The organism is Methanosarcina mangrovi (assembly GCF_052057765.1).
Classification (GTDB): Archaea; Halobacteriota; Methanosarcinia; order Methanosarcinales; family Methanosarcinaceae; genus Methanosarcina.
Window position 1 is genome coordinate 409,689 of record NZ_CP195120.1, and the last position, 26,030, is coordinate 435,718.

General features: G+C 44.0%; 21 protein-coding genes, 1 tRNA gene and 1 other RNA gene. 9 read left to right on the forward strand and 14 right to left on the reverse strand.

From position 1 onward, the window contains the following. Positions 1-19: 19 nt before the first annotated feature. Positions 20-895, forward strand: coding sequence for an agmatinase (gene speB, locus ACSAZL_RS01945; RefSeq protein WP_440947075.1), 876 nt, complete (start codon positions 20-22; stop codon positions 893-895). 445 nt (positions 896-1,340) lie between these two features. Here speB and ACSAZL_RS01950 read toward each other — a convergent pair whose 3' ends face one another. The 4 genes from ACSAZL_RS01950 to ACSAZL_RS01965 all read right to left on the reverse strand — a co-directional run bounded on the left by ACSAZL_RS01950 (position 1,341) and on the right by ACSAZL_RS01965 (position 3,163). Continuing rightward, positions 1,341-1,547: an MM0924 family protein gene (locus ACSAZL_RS01950; protein ID WP_440947076.1), complete on the reverse strand. Its 207-nt coding sequence runs from the start codon at positions 1,545-1,547 to the stop codon at positions 1,341-1,343. A gap of 264 nt (positions 1,548-1,811) precedes the next feature. Beyond that, entirely contained in the window at positions 1,812-1,991 is a 180-nt protein-coding gene (locus ACSAZL_RS01955; RefSeq protein WP_440947077.1) for an MM0924 family protein, read from the reverse strand. A gap of 583 nt (positions 1,992-2,574) precedes the next feature. Beyond that, entirely contained in the window at positions 2,575-2,778 is a 204-nt protein-coding gene (locus tag ACSAZL_RS01960) for a helix-turn-helix transcriptional regulator (RefSeq protein ID WP_440947078.1), read from the reverse strand. Position 2,779: 1 nt separating this feature from the next. Next, complete coding sequence (locus ACSAZL_RS01965) at positions 2,780-3,163, reverse strand: DUF2178 domain-containing protein (protein ID WP_440947079.1); 384 nt, start codon at positions 3,161-3,163, stop codon at positions 2,780-2,782. Between the two features lie 208 nt (positions 3,164-3,371). Between ACSAZL_RS01965 and ACSAZL_RS01970 the strand changes: the two genes are divergently transcribed. After that, a complete protein-coding gene (locus ACSAZL_RS01970) occupies positions 3,372-3,548 on the forward strand; it encodes a hypothetical protein (protein WP_440947080.1) in 177 nt (58 codons plus the stop codon). Positions 3,549-3,611: 63 nt separating this feature from the next. Here the strand turns inward: ACSAZL_RS01970 and ACSAZL_RS01975 are convergent, their stop codons facing one another. From ACSAZL_RS01975 to ACSAZL_RS01985, 3 genes are all read right to left on the reverse strand, one after another. After that, the gene (locus tag ACSAZL_RS01975; protein WP_440947081.1) at positions 3,612-4,712 is read right to left on the reverse strand and encodes a hypothetical protein; all 1,101 of its coding nucleotides are present in this window, start codon (positions 4,710-4,712) and stop codon (positions 3,612-3,614) included. A gap of 1 nt (position 4,713) precedes the next feature. Further along, positions 4,714-5,511, reverse strand: coding sequence for a DUF7139 domain-containing protein (locus ACSAZL_RS01980; RefSeq protein WP_440947082.1), 798 nt, complete (start codon positions 5,509-5,511; stop codon positions 4,714-4,716). 975 nt (positions 5,512-6,486) lie between these two features. Next, on the reverse strand, positions 6,487-8,466 hold the full coding sequence (locus tag ACSAZL_RS01985; protein ID WP_440947083.1) for a cation:proton antiporter domain-containing protein: 1,980 nt from the start codon (positions 8,464-8,466) through the stop codon (positions 6,487-6,489). Positions 8,467-8,709: 243 nt separating this feature from the next. On the opposite strand from ACSAZL_RS01985, the gene ACSAZL_RS01990 reads away from it, so the two are divergent. The 3 genes from ACSAZL_RS01990 (at position 8,710) to ablB (ending at position 11,402) form a co-directional block, all read left to right on the forward strand. Then, a complete protein-coding gene (locus ACSAZL_RS01990) occupies positions 8,710-8,862 on the forward strand; it encodes a hypothetical protein (RefSeq protein ID WP_440947084.1) in 153 nt (50 codons plus the stop codon). 250 nt (positions 8,863-9,112) lie between these two features. Continuing rightward, the gene (gene ablA, locus ACSAZL_RS01995; RefSeq protein WP_440947085.1) at positions 9,113-10,372 is read left to right on the forward strand and encodes a lysine 2,3-aminomutase; all 1,260 of its coding nucleotides are present in this window, start codon (positions 9,113-9,115) and stop codon (positions 10,370-10,372) included. 40 nt (positions 10,373-10,412) lie between these two features. Further along, a complete protein-coding gene (ablB, locus tag ACSAZL_RS02000) occupies positions 10,413-11,402 on the forward strand; it encodes a putative beta-lysine N-acetyltransferase (RefSeq protein WP_440947086.1) in 990 nt (329 codons plus the stop codon). 31 nt (positions 11,403-11,433) lie between these two features. Here the strand turns inward: ablB and ACSAZL_RS02005 are convergent, their stop codons facing one another. The 6 genes from ACSAZL_RS02005 to ffs all read right to left on the reverse strand — a co-directional run bounded on the left by ACSAZL_RS02005 (position 11,434) and on the right by ffs (position 19,007). After that, a complete protein-coding gene (locus ACSAZL_RS02005; RefSeq protein WP_440947087.1) occupies positions 11,434-12,048 on the reverse strand; it encodes a hypothetical protein in 615 nt (204 codons plus the stop codon). Positions 12,049-12,381: 333 nt separating this feature from the next. Next, complete coding sequence (locus tag ACSAZL_RS02010; RefSeq protein WP_440947088.1) at positions 12,382-14,331, reverse strand: type II secretion system F family protein; 1,950 nt, start codon at positions 14,329-14,331, stop codon at positions 12,382-12,384. 11 nt (positions 14,332-14,342) lie between these two features. Beyond that, positions 14,343-16,976 (reverse strand): ATPase, T2SS/T4P/T4SS family, encoded by a 2,634-nt coding sequence (locus ACSAZL_RS02015; RefSeq protein ID WP_440947089.1) that lies wholly within the window; start codon positions 16,974-16,976, stop codon positions 14,343-14,345. 585 nt (positions 16,977-17,561) lie between these two features. Beyond that, positions 17,562-18,260 carry an ATPase domain-containing protein gene (locus ACSAZL_RS02020; protein WP_440947090.1) on the reverse strand — a complete coding sequence of 233 codons (699 nt, stop codon included), beginning with the start codon at positions 18,258-18,260 and terminating at the stop codon, positions 17,562-17,564. A 197-nt stretch (positions 18,261-18,457) separates the two neighbouring features. Beyond that, positions 18,458-18,542, reverse strand: a tRNA-Ser gene (locus tag ACSAZL_RS02025). A gap of 150 nt (positions 18,543-18,692) precedes the next feature. Further along, positions 18,693-19,007: signal recognition particle sRNA (ffs, locus tag ACSAZL_RS02030), an RNA gene on the reverse strand. A gap of 400 nt (positions 19,008-19,407) precedes the next feature. On the opposite strand from ffs, the gene ACSAZL_RS02035 reads away from it, so the two are divergent. After that, positions 19,408-21,033 carry a methylamine methyltransferase corrinoid protein reductive activase gene (locus tag ACSAZL_RS02035; RefSeq protein WP_440947091.1) on the forward strand — a complete coding sequence of 542 codons (1,626 nt, stop codon included), beginning with the start codon at positions 19,408-19,410 and terminating at the stop codon, positions 21,031-21,033. Between the two features lie 1,624 nt (positions 21,034-22,657). Here the strand turns inward: ACSAZL_RS02035 and purB are convergent. Next, positions 22,658-24,004, reverse strand: a complete 1,347-nt coding sequence (gene purB, locus ACSAZL_RS02040) for an adenylosuccinate lyase (RefSeq protein WP_440947092.1) — start codon at positions 24,002-24,004, stop codon at positions 22,658-22,660. Between the two features lie 559 nt (positions 24,005-24,563). Between purB and ACSAZL_RS02045 the strand changes: the two genes are divergently transcribed. From ACSAZL_RS02045 to ACSAZL_RS02055, 3 genes are all read left to right on the forward strand, one after another. After that, positions 24,564-24,713, forward strand: a complete 150-nt coding sequence (locus tag ACSAZL_RS02045) for a 50S ribosomal protein L40e (RefSeq protein WP_048065861.1) — start codon at positions 24,564-24,566, stop codon at positions 24,711-24,713. A 6-nt stretch (positions 24,714-24,719) separates the two neighbouring features. Next, positions 24,720-25,463 (forward strand): geranylgeranylglyceryl/heptaprenylglyceryl phosphate synthase, encoded by a 744-nt coding sequence (locus ACSAZL_RS02050; protein WP_440947093.1) that lies wholly within the window; start codon positions 24,720-24,722, stop codon positions 25,461-25,463. Between the two features lie 317 nt (positions 25,464-25,780). Further along, positions 25,781-26,020 (forward strand): MTH865 family protein, encoded by a 240-nt coding sequence (locus ACSAZL_RS02055; protein ID WP_440947094.1) that lies wholly within the window; start codon positions 25,781-25,783, stop codon positions 26,018-26,020. Positions 26,021-26,030: the final 10 nt, after the last annotated feature.

Consider the following 26,030-nt stretch of genomic DNA (forward strand, 5'->3'; position numbering starts at 1 on the left):
ATTTACATCAGGTCAGAGTATGTTTTTACCCAATTCCTTTATAGATGCTCTCGCAGACTATGACTCTGCACGCTATGTTATTTTCGGCGTACCTTTTGATAATACCTCCTCATACCGCGCAGGCAGCCGCTGGGCTCCGGATGCGATGAGGCAGGTTTCTGCAAATTTTGAAAGTTACAACCCGACTTTCGACATCGACCTTGTGGACCTTCCGATTTATGATGCCGGAAACCTGGAAACCTCAGCTTCGGTCGACGAGACCTTAAGGGATCTTTACGAAGATGTAAAAAGCCTGTTGAACGACGGGAAACTTCCAATCATGCTCGGAGGCGAACATTCCCTTACCTACTCTACGGTCAAGGCGTGTGCCGAGTTCGCAGGAGATGATTTCGGAGTCCTTATTCTTGATGCCCACTTCGACCTCAGGCAGGAGTACAGGGGATTCAAACATAACCACGCATGTGTGTCCCGGAACATTCTCGAACAGGTCACAAAGAACCTTGTTTCCATAGGCATAAGGAGCGGCCCGGAAGAAGAATGGGTTTTTGCCAGGGAAAATAACCTGAAATACTACACGGCAGACGATGTTGAGTCCATAGGCATGGTCGAAGTCCTTAAAGAAGCCATTGAATGGCTGGACTGCAGCCAGCTCTACCTTTCCCTTGATATGGATGCAATAGATCCAGCTTATGCCCCGGGGCTCGGGACTCCTGAACCTTTCGGTCTCAGCGCCAGAGATGTCAGGACTGCAATAAGGACTCTTGCTCCTTTCTCAATGGCTCTTGACATTGTTGAAATCGCTCCTGAATACGATTCGGGACAGACAGCCATGCTCGGAGCAAAACTCATGAGGGAGTTCATCGCCTCCCATGCAAAAAGCTGCACTAAAATATAAGCTGCGTAGAATGTGAGTTTAAAGCATAAGCCTGGAAAATTATCTGGCTTTGCAAAACTCTATAGTGGCTGTTGTTAGTAAAATGACTGCTGTTAGTAAAGCGGCTACTGTTGGTAAAGTAGCTACTGTTGGTAAAGTAGCTACTGTTGGTAAAACGGTTGCCGTTGGTAAACAGTCTCAGCTTTTTGTAAAAATGTGGTGGAAATGGATGAAGTTTCCCGCTTCGGGACTCCTCCAATTCAATACGTTTTATTCGACAGCATTTTATTCGACAGCGTTTTTTCTAAAAACTGCCCTGATTATTCAAACGTGCATTTTTGAAATGTTCCACACATTCCGATTTCGTGCCTTCATAGAAAGCTTCCAGCTTCCATTTCATGGAGGTTCGGTTGAGAAAATAATTGCAGATTCTGGAGTTATTCTCCAAAAACGGTGGCGAGAAATATTATTCTCCAGGGAGTATCTGAGGAATGTCAGATACACGCCAGATAGCTATGACCTTATCAATTGCTATGTGCGTGTCTTTTCCGTTATTTTCAAGGGTGAGCACATTGTCTGCGCAGGCTTTCACCTTCCCGTTAAAAATGTCGGGTTCCCCACAGTATACATCCACAACTTCGTCGAGAAGATGTTCCACTATAAAAGACTGCATTCCTTGTACCTCATGTATTTCATGTATCAAATTTCGGTTCTGCCGAATCCAGATCAGTTCCCATCCAGGGTACGAATTCTGAAAATACCTGACCTGAGCAAAAGCCTGACCTGAGCAAAAGCCTGACCTGAGCAAAAGCCCAAGCTAACTCATCGGTCCCGAGAGTCATTCAGCTTTAACGGGGTTCAGAAAAAGACCATTAATGTCCTTTCTCTTCCCCTGGTTGCTCCAGTTTGTATGCTCTTGAAATTTAAGGTTTTGAACTTACTGAGCCCACAAGGCAATAATCTTGTCAATGGCTATATGTGTCAGTTTTCCTTCATTTTCGAGAGTGAGTACATTGTCTGCACAGGCTTTTACGGTTCCCCTGAAAATATCCGGCCCACCACAGTAAACATCTACGGCACTTTCGAGGTAGTGCTCTACTATAAAAGATTGCATCATATTTGTTGACTCCTGCTGATATTCTTATTTCTGGTATCTGTTTTTACTTGTCTATTATCTGTCTGCCATTGCTTTAGATATATCGGTTGTCAAACCGGGATCTTGGAAACAGATATCTGTATTTAACTATCTGTTCATTCCTTATAAATTTATTTAAAAACTAATTTTGATTTTCCAGATGCGTAGGCTTTAAACCCCGGTTAAGAAAATTAACTTACGCACTGAAATCTCAGTTCTTTGCCGGAAAGCGGTTTTACAAAAAATAAAATCCTGATTATATGGTCTTTTACTTCAGATTTATTTGCGTGGAAGAACCCGGGAAAGCTAAGTTTAGCTGGAAAAAATATTTGAATGTCTGCTTTTGAGAAAAACAGGATGAAAATGCGAGCAATACCTGTGAAAATACTTTTTACTGCTTTCTCTCGGAAGCCTGCGTTCCTATGCCCGAAAAAAGGTTTATATGCCTTTATTCTCGCATTTTCCTCTCGAGAGCTCTTTTCCTTCAGGTAAAGCTCTCCCCCGAATTATGGAATTCTTTTATGCGGTAAAAGAATACGGGAATAAACCCTTTTCAGGGCAATTTTCAATTCTTGCTTCCCTCATAGAGGAAGATATCTTCAATGCTTGCTTTAAAAAGTCTGGAAAGCTTGAACGCAAGGTCAAGCGAGGGATCATACTTTCCTTTCTCTATAGCGTTTATTGTCTGTCTTGTCACTCCCACCTTTTCCGCAAGGCTTTCCTGGGTAAGGTCATGAATTGCCCTGTAAACTTTAATATTGTTCTTCATCTCAGCCCCCGTATTCCCTGTTGTAGTATCTGTAAAACAGGGAGTAAAGCACAAGAACCCCGCAACTGGCGTATGCCATGAAGAAACCGAGGTCCGTGTATCCGGGGTAAGTGTTCCTCATAGCTATCAGGACTGCGCCCCCAAGAGCAAGCCCCAGCGCCACTATCTGGAGAGTAATGCGCGAAGCCTTCTGGCTTATCTGGTGGATTCTCTCATCTTCAACCACGCCTTCAAGCCTGCTTTTCAGATTGTACATAGCCGCCATACCCGCAAGTACGACACCTACTGCAAGCGCCGGATTTCCTATGGAAACCGAAAAACCTACAACAGCCCCCATGATCATCGTGATCAGGAAAGAAATTATTCTAAACTGTTTTCGTTTCATCCGAATAACTCCTCATACATTTTTCAGTGATAATCTCTCGATTCTGCTGATCTCAAAGTAAAATTTTAACGACATAGTGTAAATCTATCCCTACAATATGTAATGTTTGTTTTACATTATGTAGAATAACTGATACATTATTTATATGTATCGGAATACCAGAAAAACAAAAAAATTCTCATCTCAAAAATATAGTTCGAAAAATGGTTTGAAAAATGGTTTGAAAAATGGTTTGAAAAATGGTTTGAAAAATGGTTTGAAAAATGGTTTGAAAAATGGTTTGAAAAATGGTTTGAAAAATGGTTTGAAAAATGGTTTGAAAAATGGTTTGACAAAAAGGAATGAAGAAAAGGATTCGAATAAAAGAGATTTGAAAAAACTTTGAAGAAGGGTTTTTGCTCTCAGTTTTACCCTTCTTCAAGAGTACCTGCAGATGTTTCGGTCAGGTTCAGTTTTTGTTAGTGACTACGATAGGTTCTGGCCTCTGAGTTGAGAATTTAGAGACCGGGCTTTCGGGGGAAGGCGAGGGAGCAGGGGCAAGGCTTGCCTCCTTGGAGAGAGCTGCAATCAGGCATCCCCTGGCAATTGCGTAGATCGGGTCTCTTGAGTCCGTTCCCGAGGGGCCTGCAAACCTGTTCTTCTTGACGCTCGAAATTCTGATAGGCAGATTTGCTTCCTTTAATCTTTTCTCAAACATTTCCACAAAACCTCTGGCTCTGGTGCTTCCGCCGGCAATTGCTACCTGGAATTCGGCATCAGGAGGGGCAGTTTCCGAGAGCTTGCGCTTGAGGTGTTGCAGGACATATGTAAGGAGGGCATCGTAGTAAACAGCAAGGGCGCCCTGGACACTTCCGATTTCGTACTCTGAACCCAGTGCGAAGTCTGTTTCTTTGATTGAGGTGATTCTTTCCTTTGCCATGCCTGTGGCAATTGCGACCTGCTCATCAATCCAGTCTCCTCCACGGGCAATGCTGAAAGAAACAATGGGAGTTGCCATGTATGCCACAGTTACGTTTGTCATTCCAGCCCCTACACTGATCCCGATACCTGTAAAATTGGAGTCGCTGAGTTCGGAATATACGACTGCAAGCCCTTCATCGATCGGGTGGGTGACATATCCGAGTTTATTGGCAAGGGCTTCTACGGTTTTTCCGTGATAGAGTACATTGAGCTGGTTATCGATAGGATTTGCAGGAACTGAAACGTAGAGGATTTCGTCTTTCTTATCAGGGGCTCCGAGTACCCTCTCAATGATGACTTTAATCATCGGAATGGAATCTTTTTCGTCGGGGCTTATGATCCCCTGCTTCATGGGTCTTCGGATGTGCTTGTTAAACACGTTTGAAAATTTGAAGGCATCTTCTCCGAGCACATTCAGGTTGCTGTCTTTATGCGTGTACAGTACTTTTCCATTGTCAAGCATCTGTTTTGTCAGGTCGTTTGACTCCATTTCAAGGAATGCGTTTCTCTGCTGGGAAAAGGAAATTGAACCATTTCCTTTGGTCGCGCATATAATATTCATGGTTCCTACGTCAAGGCCTTTAGCCATTTCAATGTCTCCTGAAAAGTTTCGCTTTACGGTTGAATATCCCTTTGGGTTCTTTGCCCCCAGAGGCTGTGCTGGTAGCCCGGGCAAGTAGCAGTGATGCCGAATCGAGTCCATCATCGAGAACTTCAAGCTTTCCGGTACTTGTGAACTTCAGGTTCTCAACTTCCAAAATTTCATCCTGAATTGTGACCTTTTTCTCCTGTGACTCCGTAAGCCCTTTTCCGAGAATAAAATCATATTCAGAGTCTCTCAATTCCATGTTGAATCTCGAAAAGCCATCCTTCTGTGTAAGAGACCTTTCGAGTGTTTTCTGGACTTCTTTTTCGATTTCTTCTTCACTGTGGCTCTTTATCTTTTCAGACTCTACTTCAGAAAGTTGTCTTGCTCTCTCCTCAATCTGATTCAAAACCGTATTTGCAAAGGCATTTCCTGCGAGCAGACACACGCCTGCGGCATATATGGCTGCCACATAGGTAACATTCGGGTATCCCCAAACGGGATAACCCTGAGGGTAAAGTGCAAGAAAAGCCATAACCCCTATACAGTTTAGGATGAGCCCTGTTCCCACAATATGAAGATGATATTCTTTCGGTTGCTTTATCATCAGATTGATGCCGGTAAGAATCAGGGATAAACCGAAACCGATGAAACCGTATGTGATGGCAATTTCTCCGGGATCAGATTTTCTTGTAAGGTGTACAGAAAGAGCATAAACAATACCTGTTAGCGCCAAAAGAAAACCGGACAACAGCGCCATCGATGCAAAATAGTGGCTTATTTTGGATTTCATTGACACCATTAATAAGATAGCCGGGATATATAAAAATGTTTTGTTTTTTTTACAAAGATACTATTAATTATTTTAAAAATAGTTACGGTCCCTATTTTTATGATTTACCTATCATTGGTGTCTGGATGTGAACACCGGGAAAAGATTTTTCTTCAATTTTAATCTCAGATTCTGCATGTATAAACACTCTAATACTCTCGAAATCTGGCACTTTTTCAGGGGGATATATAGAAAAAGTAATATATGATTAATTGGGGCATTCAGTATCCTGAAAAGAAATTAGAGACTCAATGTTCAATTTTTTGGATAATATATTTAATAAGTAACCACGAAAAACAGTGAAAACTGGGTAATTTAACTTATTCTGTACTTCGGCATATTTCTCCTGGTTCTGAATAGTTATATTTACATTATGTAAAAATTTTAAAATTTGTTTCGCATATAGCATGATTCTGGAGCGAGAGATGTCATATTGAAAAAAATTTAAAGTTCGAATGGTAAGAACTTGAAGATTTGAATCATTCAGCAGTCCATCAATATATTTTCTATTTTTCCCGGGTATTTCCGATCAAAATCAGCTCTTATTTTTTTGATTTTTCACCGTTCCTGGTAGACCGCATACTGTTTCAAAATGTTACTCTCATTCCAATGGTACTGTGGAAATAACTTATATAAGATTGGCTCCTTATTAAAACTATGGAGGATAAATTTTTAAGATATACTGAAATTGCATTTTGTATTACTGTCATTGTACTTGTTCTGATTTTCTGCAGTGGTACGCCTGTTTAAAACAAATTCCCATACAGGTTACAGTAAATAGATTTACATCTCCGGATTTACTCCTTCAGTTTTATAAAAAACAATTGATTTTTCTACAGAGCCTGATTTTTTGCTCTGTTATTCAGGAGTACAGGATCTATACCGGATTACTGGATATGGTCCCGAAAAAGCGTATTTGTAAGAAAAAGAACCTTCTCACTCCTCCTACTCAAAAAGTTCCCTAAGTTTCTCAAGCCTTTCCGGAGGGCTTATTACGAGCAGGATGTCGTCGGATTTAAGTTCGGTTTCGGCTCCCAGGTCATAGATTAGCTTATGGTTCCTGGAAATTGCAAGGATAGAAACTCCATACATCTTGCGGATATTAAGGTTCCCGAGGGTTTGGCCGGCAGCGCCTGAGTGTTTTCCTACCCTTATACTTCGGATGTCTACTTCGGAAAAGTCAAGGGAAAGTTCGCAGAGACTTTTCCGGCGCATTTCAGGGCTGCGAAGTATCCTGTAGTGGTCTGCCCGAAGCTGCTCCCCCATAGTTTCAATTTCGCTGAAAGGGACCATGTATCTGTGGAGCACCCTGGAAAAGAGTTCTATGGAGCTTTCAAACTCATCCGAGATGACCTCATCCGCGCCGAGGGAGTAGAATCTATCGAGTTCGCTCAGGAAGTGGGTTCTTGCAATAATATGGATTTCCGGGTTCAACCTCCTTGCCGCATCAATAATCCTCTGTGCGCTTACAGGATCGCCCGCAGTTATAACAACCGATTTTGCAGCCCTTATGCCTGCATGTTCCAGTACGGCTTTCTGGGCTGCGTCTCCGTACATAATAGGCTCTCCTTTTGATTTTTCCTTCCTTACGGTGTCCGGATTGATGTCGATTATGTGGTAGGGGATCAAAGCTTCCCGGGCAGCAGTCGCAACGTTTCTCCCGTTGACTCCATAACCTATTATGATCAGGTGATTTTCAAGCTCTTCTTCCCTTTTGTGCTCTAAAAACCCTTTGTACCAGCCGGATTTCAGCACCTGGGGGAAGGGAAGCTCCTGAGCGAAAGCCGCAGCTCGGGGGGCCATGCCCATGATGAAAGGGGTAAGTACCATGGAAAGCACCGCTACGTCCAGGAATTCCTGATAGATTTCTGTGGAAAGGAGTCCGTTTGCAAAACCGACACCGGCAAGGATCAGGGAGAACTCTCCTACCTGGGAAAGGGAGAAGCCCACCAGGATCATCGTATTAAGGGGGAAACCGATAAGGAAAGTGCTCAGGGCATTTACAAAAGCCTTGAAAAGCAGCACTGCAGCGGTGGCGGTCAGGATCAGGAATAGATGCTGCCTCAGGATGTCCAGGTCAAGCAGCATCCCTATGGAGATAAAAAAAATGCTCATGAACATATCCCTGAAGGGGATCACGTTTCCAAGGGCCTGGGTAGAATACTCTGACTCGGAAATAATCAGCCCTGCCAGGAAAGCTCCGAGAGCGAGGGAGAGCCCTGCCATTGAGGTCAGCCAGGCAACAGAGAGTCCTATAACCACCACGCTCAGGAGAAAAAGTTCGCTGTTGCGGGTCCGTGCCACATGGTACATAATAAAAGGAACAACATACCTGGCGCTGAGCAGGGTGAGCAGGACAAGTCCCAGGGCCTGAAGGATAAGCTCGAAAAAGCCATTTTCTTCTCCTGAAACGCCTGCCAGGACTGGAGTAAGGAGGATAATTACCACTGCAGCCACGTCCTGGAAGATCAGGATTCCCAGTGAAGTTCTCCCGTGGGCACTGTAGATTTCTCCCTTTTCCTGCAGGATCTTGAGGACAATTGCCGTGCTGCTCAGTGCCACCAGCGTTCCCAGGAAAATAGAAGTTTCCCTGGAACTCCCCAGCAGGACGAAAACAAAAGCAACCGCAAGAGTGGTAATTGAAAGCTGAAGCCCGCCCCCAAGTAGCACGATTCGCCTGAGCTGCAGGAGGTCGCGCAGGGAAAACTCTATCCCTATGGTAAAAAGCAGGAGTACGACCCCTATCTCAGCCAGCAGTTCGATCTCCCCGCTCTCCTGAATCAGCCCGAAACCAAAAGGTCCGGCAAGGATGCCCGCAAGTAAAAAGCCCACCAGCGGGGCAATCCTCAATCTGGAAAATGCAAAGACCACAGGGATAGAAAGCCCGAAAATAATCAGGAGTTCCCTCAAAAGCAGTGATTCCATCAATTGTAGATTGACTTCTCAATTAATATAAATTTCATTGGCGCAAAGTGGAAGCACTCCGGCAATGGGGTATCCCCGGCAATGGCAGAATTCATTCGAGACATATTCAAAAAATAAGGGTAAAAAAGGATTTTTTGGGCATCAAAATCCTTTTTTATCTTCTGGAACTTTAAAAACTCCATATTTTGGAATTAAAATGGGATTCTCGTCTTTATTTCCTTTAGAAAGCATTTTTATTTCCATATGAATGCTAAAAAAAGAAGCAATTGCTTTTCTTCCTTTTTAAAGGTTCCTATCTCCTTCAGAGGGGGCAGAATAGGAAATGCCAGAAAAATTGCAGTTTTAACCGAAGATAAAAGGATAGGAAAGGACAAAATTAAAAATTCTCTTGAATAAGGGGAGATTTTTAAGAATTATTTTCAGAAAATAAGAACCATTGAAGCTTCTTTTGGCAAAAAAGTATTTAATAGATTAATTAAATCTTAACATTTACCAATTAAAGACGCATTTTCTTTAAATAAGCTGGAAAAGACTGGATTTAATTTCCTGAACAGGATTCCATGTACTATATTCTGGACATCCGTCCCTTAATTATTCCGGGCGTCTGTCCCTTGATTTTTCTTCCAGCTTTCACTGAGGTTTAACCGTGAAATCCAAGATTAAAACCTGCTTTAACGCAGGCGAAATAGAATTTTCAGACTGGAAATGGCAGTATAGAAACAGAATCACCACTGTTGAAGAACTCGAAAAACTGATCCCGCTTTCGGATGCAGAAAAGGCGGATATTAAGAAAGCGCTTGAGGTTTTTCCAATGGCAATATCTCCTTACTATGCTTCCCTTATTGATCCGGAAGACCCGAACTGTCCCATCCGGATGCAGGCCGTGCCTCTCTCAGCCGAACTTCAAAAATCTCCTTGGGAACTTGAAGACCCTCTCTGTGAAGACCTTGATTCACCATCGGAAGAGAGCTGCATAACTCACAGGTATCCGGACAGGGTGCTTTTCCTTATTTCAAACCGATGCGGGATGTACTGCAGACACTGCACTCGCAAGCGCAGGGTCGGCAACAGGGAATATGATTATTCGGAAAAAACAATCCGGGAGGGAATCGAGTACATCAGGGAACACCCTGAAATAAGGGACGTCCTGCTTTCGGGGGGAGATGCCCTGCTTGTTTCCGACGAGAGGCTGGACTGGCTCCTGGGGGAACTTTTTGATATCCCGCATGTGGAAATCGTAAGGATAGGCTCGAGGGCGCCTGTCACCTTGCCCCAGCGCATAACTCCCGAACTGTGCGAAATCCTTGGAAAATACCCTTCGGTCTGGCTCAACACCCACTTCAACCACCCAAAAGAGATTACCCCCGAAGCTAAAAAGGCAATGGGTATGCTTGCTCGTGCAGGGATCCCCCTTGGCAATCAGTCCGTACTCCTCAGGGGGGTAAACGACTGCCCGGTGATAATCAAAAAACTCTGTCACGAACTCCTGAGGATAAAGACCAGGCCTTACTATCTTTATCAATGCGACCTTTCCTTCGGGCTGGAACATTTCAGGACCTCGGTTGCAAGGGGCATAGAGATCATGGAGATGCTCAGGGGGCATACCTCAGGGCTTGCTGTCCCTACTTTTGTGGTCGACGCTCCCGGTGGGGGAGGAAAAATCCCTGTCGGGCCCAATTACCTGATTTCAAGTTCGGACACCGGAGTCACCCTCCGGAATTACGAAGGGGTTATCTGCGTATACCCTGAACCTGCAGAGTACTCCGCAGCGTGCCAGCAAAAATGTTCCATTTGCGATAAGTACCCCGGGCTTAAAAGTGATACCGGTCTTGCAAAACTCTACAACGAAGAAAATGATATAATCGCCCTTGAACCGGAAGGCCTTGAAAGAAAACAGCGTTTCTGAAAGGAAATGATTTCGGAAAAATAGGTACTGGAAGCAAAAAATGTGTTTAAAAACTAAGGAGGGGACCGCTACGAAAAAAAACGTTCCCTTAACGCTCGAGATTCATGAAGAACTTCCGGGTTACTGGGAAAAAGCAGAGCTTAAGGTTCCAGGGGCAGGGGCTGAACTTGTAATTGATTACTATAATAAAAGAATAAAAGTCGTGGAGTTTACCGGGATTTTTGAAGCGCTCTCCGGAAACCTTGAAGTTCTTGCCGAAGCCGAGGAAATGGGAAAAATAATCGTATACACCTCCCCGAAAAAAGGAAATGAGGTCCGTACCTGCGGATATGTAGAGGAAGGGATCATCAGGGGATATCACTCCGGAAAGGACTGCCATATTTTCTCAAATTACCCGGAAAATTCCAGAGGTATTTCCCTTCAGAAAGAAAAAGAAGACCAGATCCTCAAAAATTGCCTGAGGAAGAAACGAGAAACCGGGAAAAAGCGGCAAAAAAAGGGAAGTTCTCGAAAAATAGAAATCTGGAGGCAACAGAAAGAAAAAATCTGCCTTCCGGAAGGGTATATACTCAGGCCCGCAGTCCAGGCGGATGCTTCTGCAATGGCAGCCCTTTACAGGCAGGGATTTCAATTATATCCGGCTCCCCTGCACATGGAAAACTACCTGCTCGAAACCATGGATTCCAATGTCTTTTACCTCCTTGTGGAAAAGCGCGGGGAAATCGTGAGTCTTGCCTCGGCAGAAATGAACCCCGAAAACGCGAGTGCCGAAATGACTGACTGCCTGACGGTTCCTTCCGAAAGGGGAAAGGGATTGATGAAAGAGCTTATCAAAGCTCTGGAAGAAGAACTTTCAGAAAGAAACTTCCTGAGCTCCTATACCCTTTGCAGGGCTTCTTCTCCCGGCATAAACTCCGCCTTTGCTTCTCTTGGCTATACCTGCACAGGCCGGCTTGTGAACAACTGCAGGATTGGAAAGGGATTTGAGGATATGAACATCTGGAGCAAACTGCTGAAACAAACGCCCTGATATTATCTATAGCTTGCCTGAAAAAAAGGGCTTAAGGAGAAATGCTTATTTGCTGTTGGAACTGCTCTATTGTTTTCCTTGCAGCTTCTTCAGCCAGGTGTTTCCTGTAAGCTTTTAAAGATACAATCCCTTTTGTGAAATCCTGCAGTTCCATATCCCCGCGTATCAGTTTTTCCCCTTCCCCGGAACCTGTGTTTTCAAAGACCACCGTTACATTTCCTTCTTTGAATTGTTCAAAATATTTTGTGCCTTCTCCCGTAGAGGTATAGAAGAACAGGATATTCAGGTCCGAAGAGGCGTAAACAGGAGTGTAAAGTCCGTCTTTACTTACATTCACAAGGAGAGCTTGAGATTCATACTTTTCCTCGACTGCATCGGTTACTGATACCTCCATGCCTGTTTTTTCCAATTCCGCTTCGAGGCTTTCCCTGAGGGATTTTGAGATAGAATTGTCTCCTTCGACATAGAGATAGATCCTGTCCGGAAAATCAATCCCGGGGTCTCCCGAGGAATAGGCACTTACCCTTGAATTTGTCTGTGTCTCACTCTGCGCCGCCTTGAAGTCCAGAACATAAAAGGAAGAAAGGATAACTGCAAGGATGAGCCCGGAAAGGAGCATTTTCTTAGTTGCTGTGTTTTTTTCCATCTTCCTCAAAATTGGGTGTTTATCTTTAAAAAGAAAGTGGATCAAAGGAAATTCCTGGTTTAAACAGGGAAACAGGATTTTCAAAATCGGATGCGGAAAATCGGAAAAAAGGCCCTGAAAATAAAAAGCAGAAAATTATGTTAATTCGGGAAATTGTGTTAATTCGGGAAATCTGCTAAGGCGAAAAGTACTGTTAAAAAACACTGAAATTCTCTGAATGGCAGGCACAAAAAATGAACGGCAAAGTACTTTCATTCCAATGGAAAAATGGGAATTCCGGGTTTAAAAAACCCGGAGGACAGAAGCTCCTGAAGGGTGCCCAAAATCCCGAATTCAGATAAACACGATGAACAGCACATAGGATACTGTCATCATTGCAAGGGAGTGCTTGAGCCCGGAAGATATACTTCCCGAGCCCATTTTTCCTGCAACCAACCCGGAACCGAAACCCTGGAGAAGAGCTGCGTGGAAGAAGAGGAGGGTATACTCTGTCAGGTCAAAGCCTCCCATGGACATTGCCGGGTTGCTGGAACCGTCAAGGGCGGGCAGGAAGAAGGCTGCAAGCACGTATACTATGACCAGGAAGACGCAGAAAGTCACAAAGATGATGAAGACGTAGATGAACATCTCGGCAGAACGTTCCTTTTTGAGGTTTTTCTCAATGTCTGCGTCATCCGCAACCGTGCTGATGACCTGGTGGATGTCTCCTGTTGATTCGCTTGCCTTGGCTATAAGGGTCAGGCTGCGCCGGGTCATGTTGGTCCGGATCCTGGCTTCAAAACGTTTCAGGGCTTCTACGAGGTTTGAGTTCCAGCGGATATCCGCAACCGTGCATTTGATTTCGGATTTCAACCTGCCCATATTTGACTGGGCTGTAATGGCAATGGCATCGGCAAGCAGAATTCCTGTCCCGTTGATACTTGCAAGCCTTTTAAGGAACTCAGGAACCTGGTCCTCAATCTGCCTGATTTTCCGAACTTCGAATTCGTGGAAGATGATGTAAGGAATGAAAAGGACAAGCAGGGTCACAAAGATATAGTCATCAAGGGTAGATGTGGTTTCAACAAACCCTCCCTCGTACGGCATGTGTTCCAGGAACGCCGAAGCAAAGTATCCGAGGGCGATTGGAGCGCTTATTACAAAGGCGTATACCGGCCTGTCAAGCATAGCCCTTATCGGGTGCAAGATCACATTTTTGACCCTGTTCACCTTTTCATAAAACGCCATCTTCTGGAGCAGTTCCTCATCCTCTTCCGTCCATGGCTTTACTCTGACATCGCTGAAAGAATCAGGCTTAATTCTGGAGACTTTCTCCTCAGGCATCTTTTCCACGTCCCCTGTAAGCATGTCCAGGAAGACCAGGAAGATCGTTGTCCCGAAGGGAATTGCTCCGTATACGAGGATATAGAGGTTGGTCGCTCCTCCGTTGTCAATCATGTTCATGACCACGAGAATGACCATAAGGAACAGGGGACCTACAACGAATACCGTAATATAAACCTCTGCCAGGAGCCCGAGGGTATCAAGGAAACGCTTGTGTTCCTTATTGGCATTGGATTTGTAAAGGTCAGTCTTATTTTTCAGGTAAAGGGTAATGTCTCCTCCGCTGGAAACTATTGAAATCAGGCCGTCTACAAGGTCTTTGAACTGTTCGGAAGGCGTCCTGTCGGCTGAATCCCAGAGGGCGTCCTGAAGATCTTTTCCGAAATACTCGATATCTCTTATGATATTCCCGAACTCGTGCGAGGCAGTCCCGTAGAGGTGAGAATGCTTCGAAAGTGACTTCATGATATCAAAGATAGTCATACCTCCGCCCCTCTGCAGTACATAGAGGAAAGCTGTTGCATGGGGCATTGTCGCATTGATAGCCCGCTTTCTGCTGTCGGCTTTCATAGGGGGGTATGCCATAATAAGCCCGTAGGTAAAGGCGGCAATCATCGAGAAGAAAACGAGTCCGCCTACGACTGTAAGGATTAAGGGGAGATGAGCTTCAATAAATTCAGGAGTTTCAACTGCCCTTGTTACGCGGTTTGAGATGCCAAACGTTGAAACAATACTTTCCGGGGTGATGCCTCTGAAGAGCTGCTTTCCGATCAGTAAACCTGTAAGCCCGCCGAATATTCCTGCAAACAGGGAATATAAAATTGCGGTTGAGACATACTGTTCCACAGGCAGAGGAATATGGGATTGGCGAAGCTTTATCCTGAATAGGGCATACCTGTCCTCTTTTTCAAGGATTTTTTCTCCGAAGATCCTGAATGCCAGGGTATTTATAGCGTTCATGGATGCCCCCATTAACTGTGGTGCAGTACCATATCCCGCAAGGAATCGCTTCCGACCGCTTCCATTACAAGCTGCGGGTTTGTGGCATACATATGCACTATCAGGGAAACGCTCACGTAATCACGGATCTGTTTTGCTGTCAGGTAGGCAAGTATCTGTTCTCTGTTTTTAAACTCAATGAAGAGCTTATCAGGGTTCCAGCCCCTTGCTTTCATGATCTCATTGAGCACATAGGAATCCCCGGCCCGTTTGAAGTTATCATGCACCGGCTCCCAGCGGTAAAGTTCATTGATCCTGAGACTTCCTGACCTTGCATCAAGGCCTGTGATCTCCACAATTGTTTTGGTTCTCCTTACCCTGGTCTCATTGACATAGGTCTGCATCTGAATACAGATGACTCCAAGGGCCTGCATCATCACGTGCGGGACATTGATGGGTTCGTTTTCAAGCCTGTTAACCACGGTCTGTACGTCGCTTGCATGCATTGTCGAATAGGTGGTGTGCCCTGTTGACATTGCCTGGAAAAGGGTCAGAGCCTCTTTACCTCGGACCTCGCCCACAAGGATATATTCCGGGCGCTGCCTGAGGGCAGCTTTCAGGAGTTCGTACATGGAAACTTCTCCGGTCCCGCCTACCGTAAACGATTTTCTGGTTGCGCCTGCGATCCAGTTTTCATGATGGAGCATGATCTCCCTGGTATCTTCAATGGACACTACCTTTGAAAGCCTCGGGATAAACAGAGAAATCGCATTCATAAGGGAGGTCTTGCCCGAGGCGGTACCTCCTGCAAAAAGTACACTGATGTTGTTTTCAATGGCGATCCAGTAGTAAGCCATCATCTCGACGCTACATGTCCCATACCTGATAAGGTCTATCGGGGTTATGGGGTCTCCTTTGAATTTACGGATAGTGAAGGAACTGCCCCTTGTTGTAACTTCTTTTCCAAGGGTTGCCTGGATCCTTGAACCGTCCGGAAGAGTTGCATCTACAATCGGTTCTCCTATGGAGATATGCTTGCCACTCCTCTGGCAAAGCTTGACAACTAAGGAATCAAGTTCCTTTTCCCCAAAAAGGATATTGGTCACGATGTTGTTATGCTTTCTGTGGTAGAGATAGATAGGGATTTCAATCCCCGAACAGGAAATATCTTCAATATTCGGGTCCTTAATGAGTGCATTTATCCTTTCGTACCCGATGAAATTTCTCCTGAGGAAATACATTATCTTGTGGATCGAGGAAACTTCCAGGGTGCTGTAATACTGGTCCAGAAGCCTCATGCCTCTGTTAATGAGAATGACGTCCTTCTCCTGTCCGGATATCATATCGTCCTGAGTAAGCACATCTTCCAGGTTGTCCCGGACTCTCTCAAGAACGGCTTTTTCATAGGTGCTGAGAGTGGGTTCAACAACATAATAGTATTTCATTTCCAGGTTTTCAATTATGCTGATAAAGGCGTAGGGCTCCTCTACCCAGTAGCGTTCGATTTCGGTAAGCCCTGCAGGAATTTCATACTCAAGGAGCGGGCCGCAGGTTTCAGGATCATATGGGGGAAGAACCCTGAGATCCTCATCCTTCAGGCTCCTGATGATTTCTGCAAACTTCTTTTTTGCTCCTTCAGGGGTCTTTACTTCATTAAAGAACTCTTTAAGCTTGTCACTTAATTTTTCGCCTTCTTTGATCCCGGCCATGTCACGGCTAAGATCCTTCATATTCTCCAGGAATCCGGACTTTTTCTTAATTTTCGCTTTCTGGGGAGCTTTTTTAATTTTACCTGAGCTTCGGGCTTTTCTTTCTTCCTTTGTATCCTGGGTATCCTTTAACTCCTCAACTCCACCTTCATGATCTGTACCTTTCTGGTCTTGAGGCCCGATGTCAGGAGGGAAAATCCCTTTCTTTTCGGTTTCGGGAATAAGTTCTACTTTCTTTTCAGAAACAGTTTCTGGAGAAACCGGAGGTTTTGGCTCAAGGGCAACTTCAGGAGAATCGGAAGGTTTCGTTTCAAGGGTAACTTCAGGAGAATCGGAAGGTTTCGTTTCAAGGGTAACTTCAGGAGAATCGGAAGGTTTCGTTTCAAGGGCAACTTCAGAAGAATCGGAAGGTTTCGTTCCAAGGGCAACTTCGGAAGAGCCGGAAGATTTTATTTCAGGCTCAGAACTTTCCTCCAGAGCTTTGGTTTTTTGAGTTCCCGGCACTTCTCCGAACAAAGGAGTTTCCAATACGAATTTATTTGTCGGTTCTTCCTCAGTCTCAGTTTGCGGAGAATAACTCGTAAATTGAACAGTTTCGAGTATAGGTTTGGTTTTTCGGGTTTCAATCTTGATTTTCATGTCAGGAAGGTCAGTATTTTCTTTTTCTGTATCTTCGCTCCCTGCACTATCCTTCATCCAATATGGATAGTTCTTTTTCTGTGGGGTTCTCTGAGTCCCGGAAACTTCCTGAAGAAAACCCCCCATATCCCTTTTGTCGCTCTCAGTCTGAAGGTTATCAGTGTCAGTTACATTTGGAGTATCTTCATAAGAAGTCCTTTCGACAGGTACCTGTAGAAAACTGGATTTTCCTGCCAGAACCTCTTCTTCCCCCCCTTTATGCATATCATTGTCTGGTTTTTCTGAGTCATCCGGAGATTTCTCATTTTTGGAAACCATAGAAGTTTGCCCCGCCAAGGCTCGTCCCCTCACAAAATTCTTTTCTCAGTACAAAATAATGTAATAATTATATTCTAAATTTATTAAATAAGAATTGATGCTTTTTTAATATTATTAATTATATTATTTAATTTTTTTGTATATATCTGTAAAAGTGTTTTTTGTCTTTTTTTGGTATCTGTAGATCGATTATTGAAAATTTATTTTCTCCATCAAATAAGAACTGTATTTCAATGGTATTAACCTTTTCATTAAAAAATTCTATGTATTTTATATTATTTTTTTACTGTTTTTCGATATATATGTAAAAAAATAAATATAGTGTCTGTTGCGATTTGAAAAACACAAAAAATGGATGTTTAAAAAGGAAATCAAAAGAATCCGGGAAAAAACGAGAATCGGAAACGGATAAGTGGATTAGTGGGAAGTAGGAATGAAAAACTTCAGGTGAAGAGGTTGGTAAGTTAGGAAGTGAAGAAGTGAAATTGTTGAGTGAAGAAGTAGATAAGTAGGGAGGCGAAGAAATGAAAGTGATAGGTGAAGAAGGGAGGAGGAAAAACCGAAGACTGATAGGAATGCAGCTCTTCAAAGGAGTTTAATTCCTGACGAGGTTATTTCAAACCTGATCGGATTCAGACTGAGGCATGTCCTTCGCATTTTAGGAATCCTTATGTAGCGCTCAATATTCCCTGTATAGGGATTTTCGTCTACCATGAGCCGGAGGGAACCGCTTACTGAGTACTCAGCAAGGTTATGGGTCATCTTGCACGCTGTATCGTCCATGACAAACATTGCCGTGCAGTCTCCTCGGGTACTGAGAATGAAGTTCAGGGCATCAAACTGGTCCCTGAAGTCCTGAATAGAAAGCCTCAGGGTAAAAACACCTATATTGTCAATCACCACAACATCAGTTCCTTCGGGCACATAATCCGAAAGCGTGGGTAGCTCTATTTCCAGACCTTCGGGAGTAAACCCGAATTTGGAGGTCTGGACCTTTTCGGAACGGCTCTGAAAGGACCTCTCAATTGTAAGCTGACCTTTTTCATAATATTTAGTAAGCCCGAGTCCCAACATTTCAGATAGATCAAGAATATCTTCCGGAAGTTCTTCTGTTGCAACCAGGACGCATTTCTTCCCATCAAGGCATGATCTGTGTAGAAAATGAATGGTAAAAGTAGTCTTGCCAGTCCCTGTGTCTCCGGTGATAAGAAGAACCCTGCCTTCCAGGTATCCTCCGCCGATCCTTTCGTCAAGTTCAGGTATTCCTGATGATATCCGTTTCATTGTTTTGACTCAATCCATTTCTGTAAAGTAAACTAAAAGCACTGAATTATGAGGGGATGAGATGGGGGTGTAAAATAACTTTTATTTACAGGGTATAAGGTGAAGTCTTATATAAAATTTACATACAGATTAATGAGAAAAATACAGGCCACAACAGAAGATGATGTGCAGAGTATAGAAATTTTGAAAAAAGAAAGCGACGAGAGGGGGACTCGAACCCCCGCGATGCAGGGCATCATGGGATTAGCAATCCCACGCCATACCGGGCTTGGCTATCTCGTCATATCACTCTTTAGAAACGCGCCCCCTAAAACGCATTTCATATATTTAACCTTTTCCGGGGGTAAGTTTTCCAAATAAATTGTTTTCTCAGAGAAATTACAGTTTTATTATAAAACCAGGCTCTTGAAAAATATTAGTTTATGTGCTTAGTGATGAGCACACCGCAGGTCGTTGTATCTTGGAGACTTCAGTAGACTGGAATCTCTTCTCCACCCCGCGACCCCGCAAGCGACGGTTGCCCACAGTGAGTCTGCTCCCTTCCGGGCCTCGACCGGTTTCTGCGGTTAGGGTATGAGAACCTGTTTTCCAGCAAGTCCGCATACCTGCATCATCCAAGCAGGACGGGGCTTCTCAGTTGAGACCACAGGCTGGAATCCCTTTGACGCATCTTCCTTTGGCTTCGTCCCCCGCATATCGGCGATTTCGGGTTACAGGTAACGCCGGGCTACCCGGACTAGCTCATCAGCTATACAAAGAGATTATTCACTTATAAAACTATCCCTCCCGATGTGCATTTTAAATCCTCTGTAATAAACACACGGTGACCCCCTGAAAAACGAAGAAATCATATCACATTTACTGGGAAAATTGCTTCGGGGGAAAAAACAGTGGACTGAAGTTTTTTACGGGATTTGTTTTTAAAATCGAATCTTAAAAACTATTTTCAAACACCATTTTAAATACAGTTCTTAAAAATAAGCAAAAGTTAGTGGGAGTGCCTGCCTGACTTTAATTTATATCTGGTAATGAATAAAACACCTTATTTATTTATACGTCGTTTTTCAAAGTAATAAGTACATAAAATTCCAAATGGCTTCCAGTATGTTAAACCACCCTGTAGAATAAATTAGCGAGGGGAGTTTGTATGAGATATGGAGTTGCAATTGACCTGGGAACAAGCGGGTATAGGGCTCAGAAGGTTGACCTTAATACCCAGGAAATTAAACGGACAGTAATAACATTGAGAAATCCCCTTCCCGGAGCGAATGTGATGGATCACATGGACTTCGCAATTCACTACGGGCAGGGCCTTGCGCACGAACTTTCCGTAAATGCGGTAAAGAACCTGCTCCAGACTCTTGATGTTCAAAGCGGAGAACTTGACAGGCTTTCAATATGCGGAAACCCTATCCAGTTGTCCATTTTTCAGGGGATAAGCATTGAAGACCTGGCTTATGCAGGGGAGCGGAAAAAAAAGAAGTACAATATAGAGGAACAAAAAAGGAATGCGAGAATAGTACCCAGCAGCGAAATTTTCGGGCTTGAGGAATTTAACTGTGAAGTTGTAATCCCGCCTGCAATAAAACATGAAGTCGGAGCCGATGCCCTTGCTCTTATAATTAAATCGGGTATGCTTGACAGCGATAAGATCTCGATTGCAACTGATTACGGGACAAACGCCGAGATGGCGCTCAAGGTAAAAGACATTATATATACCGGTTCAGCAGCTGCAGGGCCTGCTCTTGAAGGGCAGCAGATAAGGCATGGGACTCTTGCTTCCCCTTTTGCAATTTCGGATTTTGAATTCGAGGACGGAGCTTTGAGAAATTACGTATTGAACGAAGAGATGAGACCCGACCTCGGAGATCTCGTAGACCCTAAAACCGGAGAAATTCTTGAAGCAGGGCAGATCAAAGCAAAAGGAATTACAGGTACGGGAGTTATTGCCCTGATCGAAAAAACTCTGGAGCACGGTCTGGTTGTGCTTCCAAAAATCAAAACTCCGGATGAACTAATTCACCTGCAGAACAAAATAACTTTCTCGGAAAGGGATCTGAAAGAAGCCGGGAAAGCCATTGGTGCAATCCGGGCCGGGCATATTACACTCTGTGCGACTGCAGGCATAGAACTGACAGATATTGATACAGCGTATATGGCAGGTGCTGCCGGCACATATATGGATGCGAAAAAAGCCCAGAAAATCGGCCTGATCCCCTACTCTACAGGGAACATTGCTCAGCTCGGGAACACCTCTCTTGCTGTTGCAAGGGAAATCCTGCTTTCGGAAGGAAGGCTGTGGGAACTTCAGGATATTGCAAGCCAGATAATAGGCACTCACATAATGTTTGCGACTGCTCCGGAATTCCGGGACGCTTATGTCCTTGAACTTGCGTACTGGGAAGAGGGAATGCCCTTTAAGATGTTTAAAAAATACCTCAAAAAGAAGGAGCTTCCGTCGCTTGGAGATCCCATAGATAACCCTGTGGTGGATAAGCGTGTGGAAAGGGATATTCCTGTCCTTGGGGAAGAAGGTCTGCATGTGCTCGAAAGGGTAGGGACCTATATGACCATGGTTGTTGATTGCCCTGAGTGCGAGAAGTGCATAAAAGTCTGCCCTAATGACGCAATTACAATTGACGAGGAAGGCAGGGTTATGATAAGCACCGACCTCTGCGAAGGTGCGCACTGCCAGAAATGTATCCGGGCCTGTCCGCCTGACAAATTTGACTGGGCGAATCTGGTGGTCTTCAAACCCGAGCAGCAGGAGTAAGTAACCTGAATGTCAATGAACCTGCCTTCAGGTAATTTATGATGTAAAAACGTTCTTCTGTAATTCCCGGAACATCATTATAAAAAGTAATGCCGATGTGCGAACTTATGTGCTGGTATTTAAAAGTGACATCCGGCATTACTCTGGTTATTTGTAAACATTGGAAAAACTGTCTTGAGCGAGATTCGTTCATAGCCGGCAAAAATTAAAAAACTTTAAGATGCTCGGGAAGGGGAGAAGGGCTGACCGTGAAAGTGTATATAAGGATTTATTTTCGGATCGACACAAAAATAAAGGGATAATCAATAAACAAATCAGTAAATAACTCGGAATAACCTCTATTCTAATCAAACAGGACCGAAAAAAAGAACTGGAAAAACACGAGAAAGGATTCTCAGTTTGTAAATTTAACGCAGAAGTGAGCCACAACTTCTTAATAAAAAAGAAGTTTTGGACGGTTGTGCACAGAATAAACACAAATTATATAAATAACCTAATCCTATGGAATTATTGAGGCATCTAATCCACTTTCACACCGAAAATCATCTACCACATCTAGCCCAAATAGATTTTTATGTTACGCAACGCCGTTTTTTAGATGCCTCAATACCACATAAAGCAACACTGTCTGGCATAGAAAATCATTGTATATAAATTTTTACATTCCTTTTCTAAAATAAAAATCCAGTTTGTGAGCTCATTCCGCAGAAGAAGTGAATTTTGCACTTAGTTAAGCATTAAAGCTCCTGTAAACTCAAAAACTTTAATACCTTTTCTAAAATTCTCCTCTCTCTATTCCGTTACATTCAGGTCAGGGCATCAGGAGTTATAGGATATATCAGGAATATGTGGTGATCAGGATTATCATCAAGGGGCATTGTCCAAGGATACGAGCGTTGCCAATAAGATATGAGCATCACTTATAAGATAGGATTATTGCCCATAAGACATGAGCGTTGCCCATAAGATAAGACTCCGCACATTGCCCGCAGGATCTTACCGTACATCTGTCTGCTAAATCCAGAAATCTGGAGATTCTGACCGGAAATGAATCTGTGAAGTAAGCCTGCTGGAAAGAATCTCCAGGGATGAATCTGAAGTAGCCTGCTGGAAAGAATCTCCACGAATGGTCCTGAAGTAAGCGGAAAATTCACGTTTGACCTGTACTTTGAATGACGCTGTAAAGGTCGAGATTTTAAGTTACAGGCACTCTGGATAAAAACTATGAGGAAGATCCTAAAAAGAAGGGGTGGGAGAATGAATTCTTTCTGAAGAACCTGGAACTAAACTAGCACAAATTTTATAAATAACCTCTACGTAGGAGTTAATGAGGCATCTAATCCACTTTCACACCGTAAATCATCTACCACATCTAGCCCAAATAGATTTTAGTTACGCAACGCCTGTTTTTAGATGCCTCAATCACCCAATTTGGATGAAACTTTTGATGAAGTTTTCCAATAAAGATTGAATTCCTCAGATATAAATATTTATATTTTATCTTGATTATAAATATACAGGGTAATTAATAGTTTTTCTGGCTTTTACAAAATCATTTACATTTCTATGCTTCCAAATTTCGCTTCCTTCTGCTTTGAAAGAAAAGGAAAAAGAGAGGAAGAGGTCAGAGGGAATAAGCTTCACGAAGTTTTACAACGAGCACTTCGACCTGTTCCACAGCTGTTCCTATATACTTATCAGGGTTTACGAGGTTCTCAATATCTCCTGCGCTCAGGTACCTTGAAACAGAGGGAGTATCCAGAAGTACCTGTTTGAAGTGCTTCCCCGTATCATGGGCTTCCATTGCCGAAGTCCTGACAAGCTCATGGGCTTCTTGTCTACCTACGCCTCTTTTTGCAAGTTCGATCATTACAGCTTCGCCCATGTTCAGGCCTCGTAGAAGATCCAGGTTCCTGCGGATATTTTCGGGATAGAACCTGAGATTCTCAAGCACACTGATCCCAAGTTTAAGGATATGGTCCGTAAGTACGCAGGCTTCCGGGAAGACAACCCGCTCGCAGGAAGAATTTGTAAGGTCCCGCTCGTCCCAGAGGGTGTTGTTAAGAAGTTCAGGCTCAACCATTGCCCTGACGATCCTTGCAAGCCCGCAGATCTGCTCGGACCTAATCGGGTTCCGCTTGTGGGGCATGGTAGATGAACCTACCTGTTTTTTCCCGAAGCTTTCTTCAATCTCGGCGATTTCACTGCGCTGAAGAGTCCTGATTTCTATGCCGATCTTGTCCAGAGTCGTGACAGTATTTGCCATCCACATAACAAATTCGGCATGCCTGTCTCTCTGGATTATCTGGTTTGAGACATCCACGGCCCCGATTCCGAGGTGCTGCATCGTAAGTTTCTGGATCAGGATTCCGGACTTCCCAAAAGCTGCCTGAGTCCCGACAGCCCCGGTCATCTGCCCCACAGTAGCTCTCGGAGTCAGCTCATACAGGCGGTCAAGGTGCCTTGAAATCTCGGAAGCCCAGATTGCAAAGCGGAGCCCGTATGTTGTGGGGACGCCTATCTGCCCGTGTGTCCTCCCGCAGCAAACTGTGTTTTTATGGGCTTCTGCCTGGTTTACCAGCACCCTGAGCAGGATTTTTAGTTTATCTTCCAGGAGGTCGATTGCGTCCTTTATCTGGAGCGCGGTCGCCGTGTCAAGGATGTCGTTTGAAGTAGCGCCGAAATGTACCCACTTGCCCGCATCTTCCCTGCATTTCTCAGAAATCGCAACAACAACAGCCATCATGTCGTGGTGGATCTCGGCTTCGATTTCGTCAACTCTTTCCGCCTTTACGGAGGGAACGCATTCGGAGATAATCTCAGCCGCTTCCGCCGGGATAAGTCCCATATCCGCTTCTGCCCGGGCAAGGGCTGCCTCGGTCTGTAAGATCTTAGCAAGTCTGTTTTCCTGACTCCATACGTATTTCATTTCTGCTGTGCCGTACCGGTATTCTATTGGATGAATAGCCACATAAATCACCTGACTGGAATCGGGAGTTAAATTTTATCCCGGGTATACCTTAAACCTTAATTGTCCTTAGTTTTTTAATAGTTTGAATTCAGGTTTTTTCCTGAATACCCTCAACCTAAATTATCCTTTAGGTTAAATTATCCTTAGCCTTAAATGATTCCTGGCAGTATGGAGTTTCAATTTAAGTTCTCAAATCTCCTCCGAACCTGTAATAGAAGCCTAAAATCCATAATTGTAGCCTGATATTTCGTTCACTTCCGGAACTGCCAGTACTATAATATTACTGCTGTAAATAAGTACAGTTTCATTACTGTCCCACAGCCTACTGTTCCACAGCCGTAGTTTTCAGTCTTCAGGGTACGGAATAAACAACAGAACCAATAAATAAACTTTGAGTCTGCAGGAATGAAAAAATCCGGACGTGTGAACAAGAAGAACAGAAAAGGGTGCAAACTCAGCGGGTGGCGCAATTTTTTGATGAAAAACATTATATGTCTTAACATCCTTTAAGCGGGCTATATACCGTATCAATAATGAAAAATAATAGCAGGTGACAAAAATGGCTCGTTTTCCAGAAGCTGAAGAAAGGTTATTAAACAAAAAAATCTGCATGAAGTGTAATGCCAGAAATGCTATAAGGGCAACCCGCTGCAGAAAATGCGGCTACGGTACTCTTCGCGTGAAATCCAAGGAATCCAAGGGAGCATGATCTTTTTTGCAGGTGGAAGCACACCTCCAGAAGATTATTGAGCAGGACGGAAAAGTTCATCTTACCCTTATCGACCCAGCCTCCCAGACTCCTGAAAGAGCTGCCGAAATCGCTCTTGCAGCAGTTGAAGGGGGCACTGATGCCATTATGATAGGGGGCTCAACCGGAGCGTCGGGAACCCTATTAGATGAGACTGTAATAAAGATTAAAGAAAAGGTAAATGTCCCTACCATCCTTTTCCCTGGAAGTTCAGCCGGGCTCAGCAGTTATGCAGATGCCGTATTTTTCATGAGCCTCCTGAATTCCAGAGATCTCGGGTATGTGATCACAAACCAGGTGCTTGGAGCTCCGCTCGTATACAGAAGCCAGATAGAGCCGATTTCCATGGCATACCTTGTAGTCGAGCCAGGAGGTACTGTCGGGTGGGTAGGGGACGCAAAATTGATCCCCCGGAAGAAACCTGATATTGCTGCGGTCTACGCTCTTGCAGGCAAATACCTCGGCATGCACTATACCTACCTGGAAGCAGGATCCGGAGCCGACGCGCCTATCCCCCCTGAAATGATAGGGGCTGTCAAACACGTACTCGGAGAAAACAAACTGATTGTTGGCGGCGGGATCAGAGATGCAAAAACCGCAAAGCTCTGTGCTTCTGCAGGTGCGGACATGATCGTCACCGGCACGGTTGTTGAAGAAGTAAAGGATGTAACGGCAAAAGTGGCTGAGATCGTATCAGCCATAAAAAGCTAAACTCCTGTAATCAAGGTGTGCTGCCTGCGTTTCTGAGATATGAAGAGAAATTCCTTAAATTCAACTGTTCTTTTTTAAATTTCTATTTATTTTTAAATTCCGTCTTTGAGAGCGTAATCCCTCTCTCCGTTCTGAACCTTATTCCATGAATCCGGGACAAAAAATAGAGGATATTTCATGCCTGAGAGAATGTCTGAGAAGACATTTCATTGCTGGTAAGAATCTAATAATTGCCTGCCAATAAGAGATATATGGAATAATGATTCCTTAGAGCATATAATCGAAAAAAGGAAACAGGTCAAAATAGGAGGAAAAATATGGAAGTCAGAGAAGAAGTCCATGAACAGATTCTTGAAATCCTCAAAGGTGCAAAATTTCCAATCAACACGCTGGAGGAATTAATTGCCGCTTTACCCGAGGGGCTGGACACCACATGCATGATAGGAGATGTTGAAGTTACTGCCGCCGAGGCGAAAAGTCTGATTACTGACAAAGACTTCCCTTTCAAAGATGCAAAACAGGTGGCAGACTTAATGGTTGAAAGAGCAGGGCTGTAAACCCCTATCT

Excerpts from the sequence above, each read along its gene's own strand:
- ablB (WP_440947086.1), top strand. The coding sequence starts at position 10,413 with ATGTGTTTAAAAACTAAGGAGGGGACCGCTACGAAAAAAAACGTTCCC.
- ACSAZL_RS02005 (WP_440947087.1), bottom strand. The coding sequence starts at position 12,048 with ATGGAAAAAAACACAGCAACTAAGAAAATGCTCCTTTCCGGGCTCATC.
- speB (WP_440947075.1), top strand. The coding sequence starts at position 20 with ATGTTTTTACCCAATTCCTTTATAGATGCTCTCGCAGACTATGACTCT.
- ACSAZL_RS01950 (WP_440947076.1), bottom strand. The coding sequence starts at position 1,547 with ATGCAGTCTTTTATAGTGGAACATCTTCTCGACGAAGTTGTGGATGTA.
- ACSAZL_RS01975 (WP_440947081.1), bottom strand. The coding sequence starts at position 4,712 with ATGGCTAAAGGCCTTGACGTAGGAACCATGAATATTATATGCGCGACC.
- ACSAZL_RS01960 (WP_440947078.1), bottom strand. The coding sequence starts at position 2,778 with ATGAAGAACAATATTAAAGTTTACAGGGCAATTCATGACCTTACCCAG.
- ACSAZL_RS01980 (WP_440947082.1), bottom strand. The coding sequence starts at position 5,511 with ATGGTGTCAATGAAATCCAAAATAAGCCACTATTTTGCATCGATGGCG.
- ACSAZL_RS02020 (WP_440947090.1), bottom strand. The coding sequence starts at position 18,260 with ATGAAACGGATATCATCAGGAATACCTGAACTTGACGAAAGGATCGGC.
- ACSAZL_RS02035 (WP_440947091.1), top strand. The coding sequence starts at position 19,408 with ATGAGATATGGAGTTGCAATTGACCTGGGAACAAGCGGGTATAGGGCT.
- ACSAZL_RS02010 (WP_440947088.1), bottom strand. The coding sequence starts at position 14,331 with ATGAACGCTATAAATACCCTGGCATTCAGGATCTTCGGAGAAAAAATC.
- ACSAZL_RS02055 (WP_440947094.1), top strand. The coding sequence starts at position 25,781 with ATGGAAGTCAGAGAAGAAGTCCATGAACAGATTCTTGAAATCCTCAAA.
- ACSAZL_RS01955 (WP_440947077.1), bottom strand. The coding sequence starts at position 1,991 with ATGATGCAATCTTTTATAGTAGAGCACTACCTCGAAAGTGCCGTAGAT.
- ACSAZL_RS01990 (WP_440947084.1), top strand. The coding sequence starts at position 8,710 with ATGAATGCTAAAAAAAGAAGCAATTGCTTTTCTTCCTTTTTAAAGGTT.
- ACSAZL_RS02045 (WP_048065861.1), top strand. The coding sequence starts at position 24,564 with ATGGCTCGTTTTCCAGAAGCTGAAGAAAGGTTATTAAACAAAAAAATC.
- ACSAZL_RS01965 (WP_440947079.1), bottom strand. The coding sequence starts at position 3,163 with ATGAAACGAAAACAGTTTAGAATAATTTCTTTCCTGATCACGATGATC.
- ACSAZL_RS01985 (WP_440947083.1), bottom strand. The coding sequence starts at position 8,466 with ATGGAATCACTGCTTTTGAGGGAACTCCTGATTATTTTCGGGCTTTCT.
- ACSAZL_RS02015 (WP_440947089.1), bottom strand. The coding sequence starts at position 16,976 with ATGGTTTCCAAAAATGAGAAATCTCCGGATGACTCAGAAAAACCAGAC.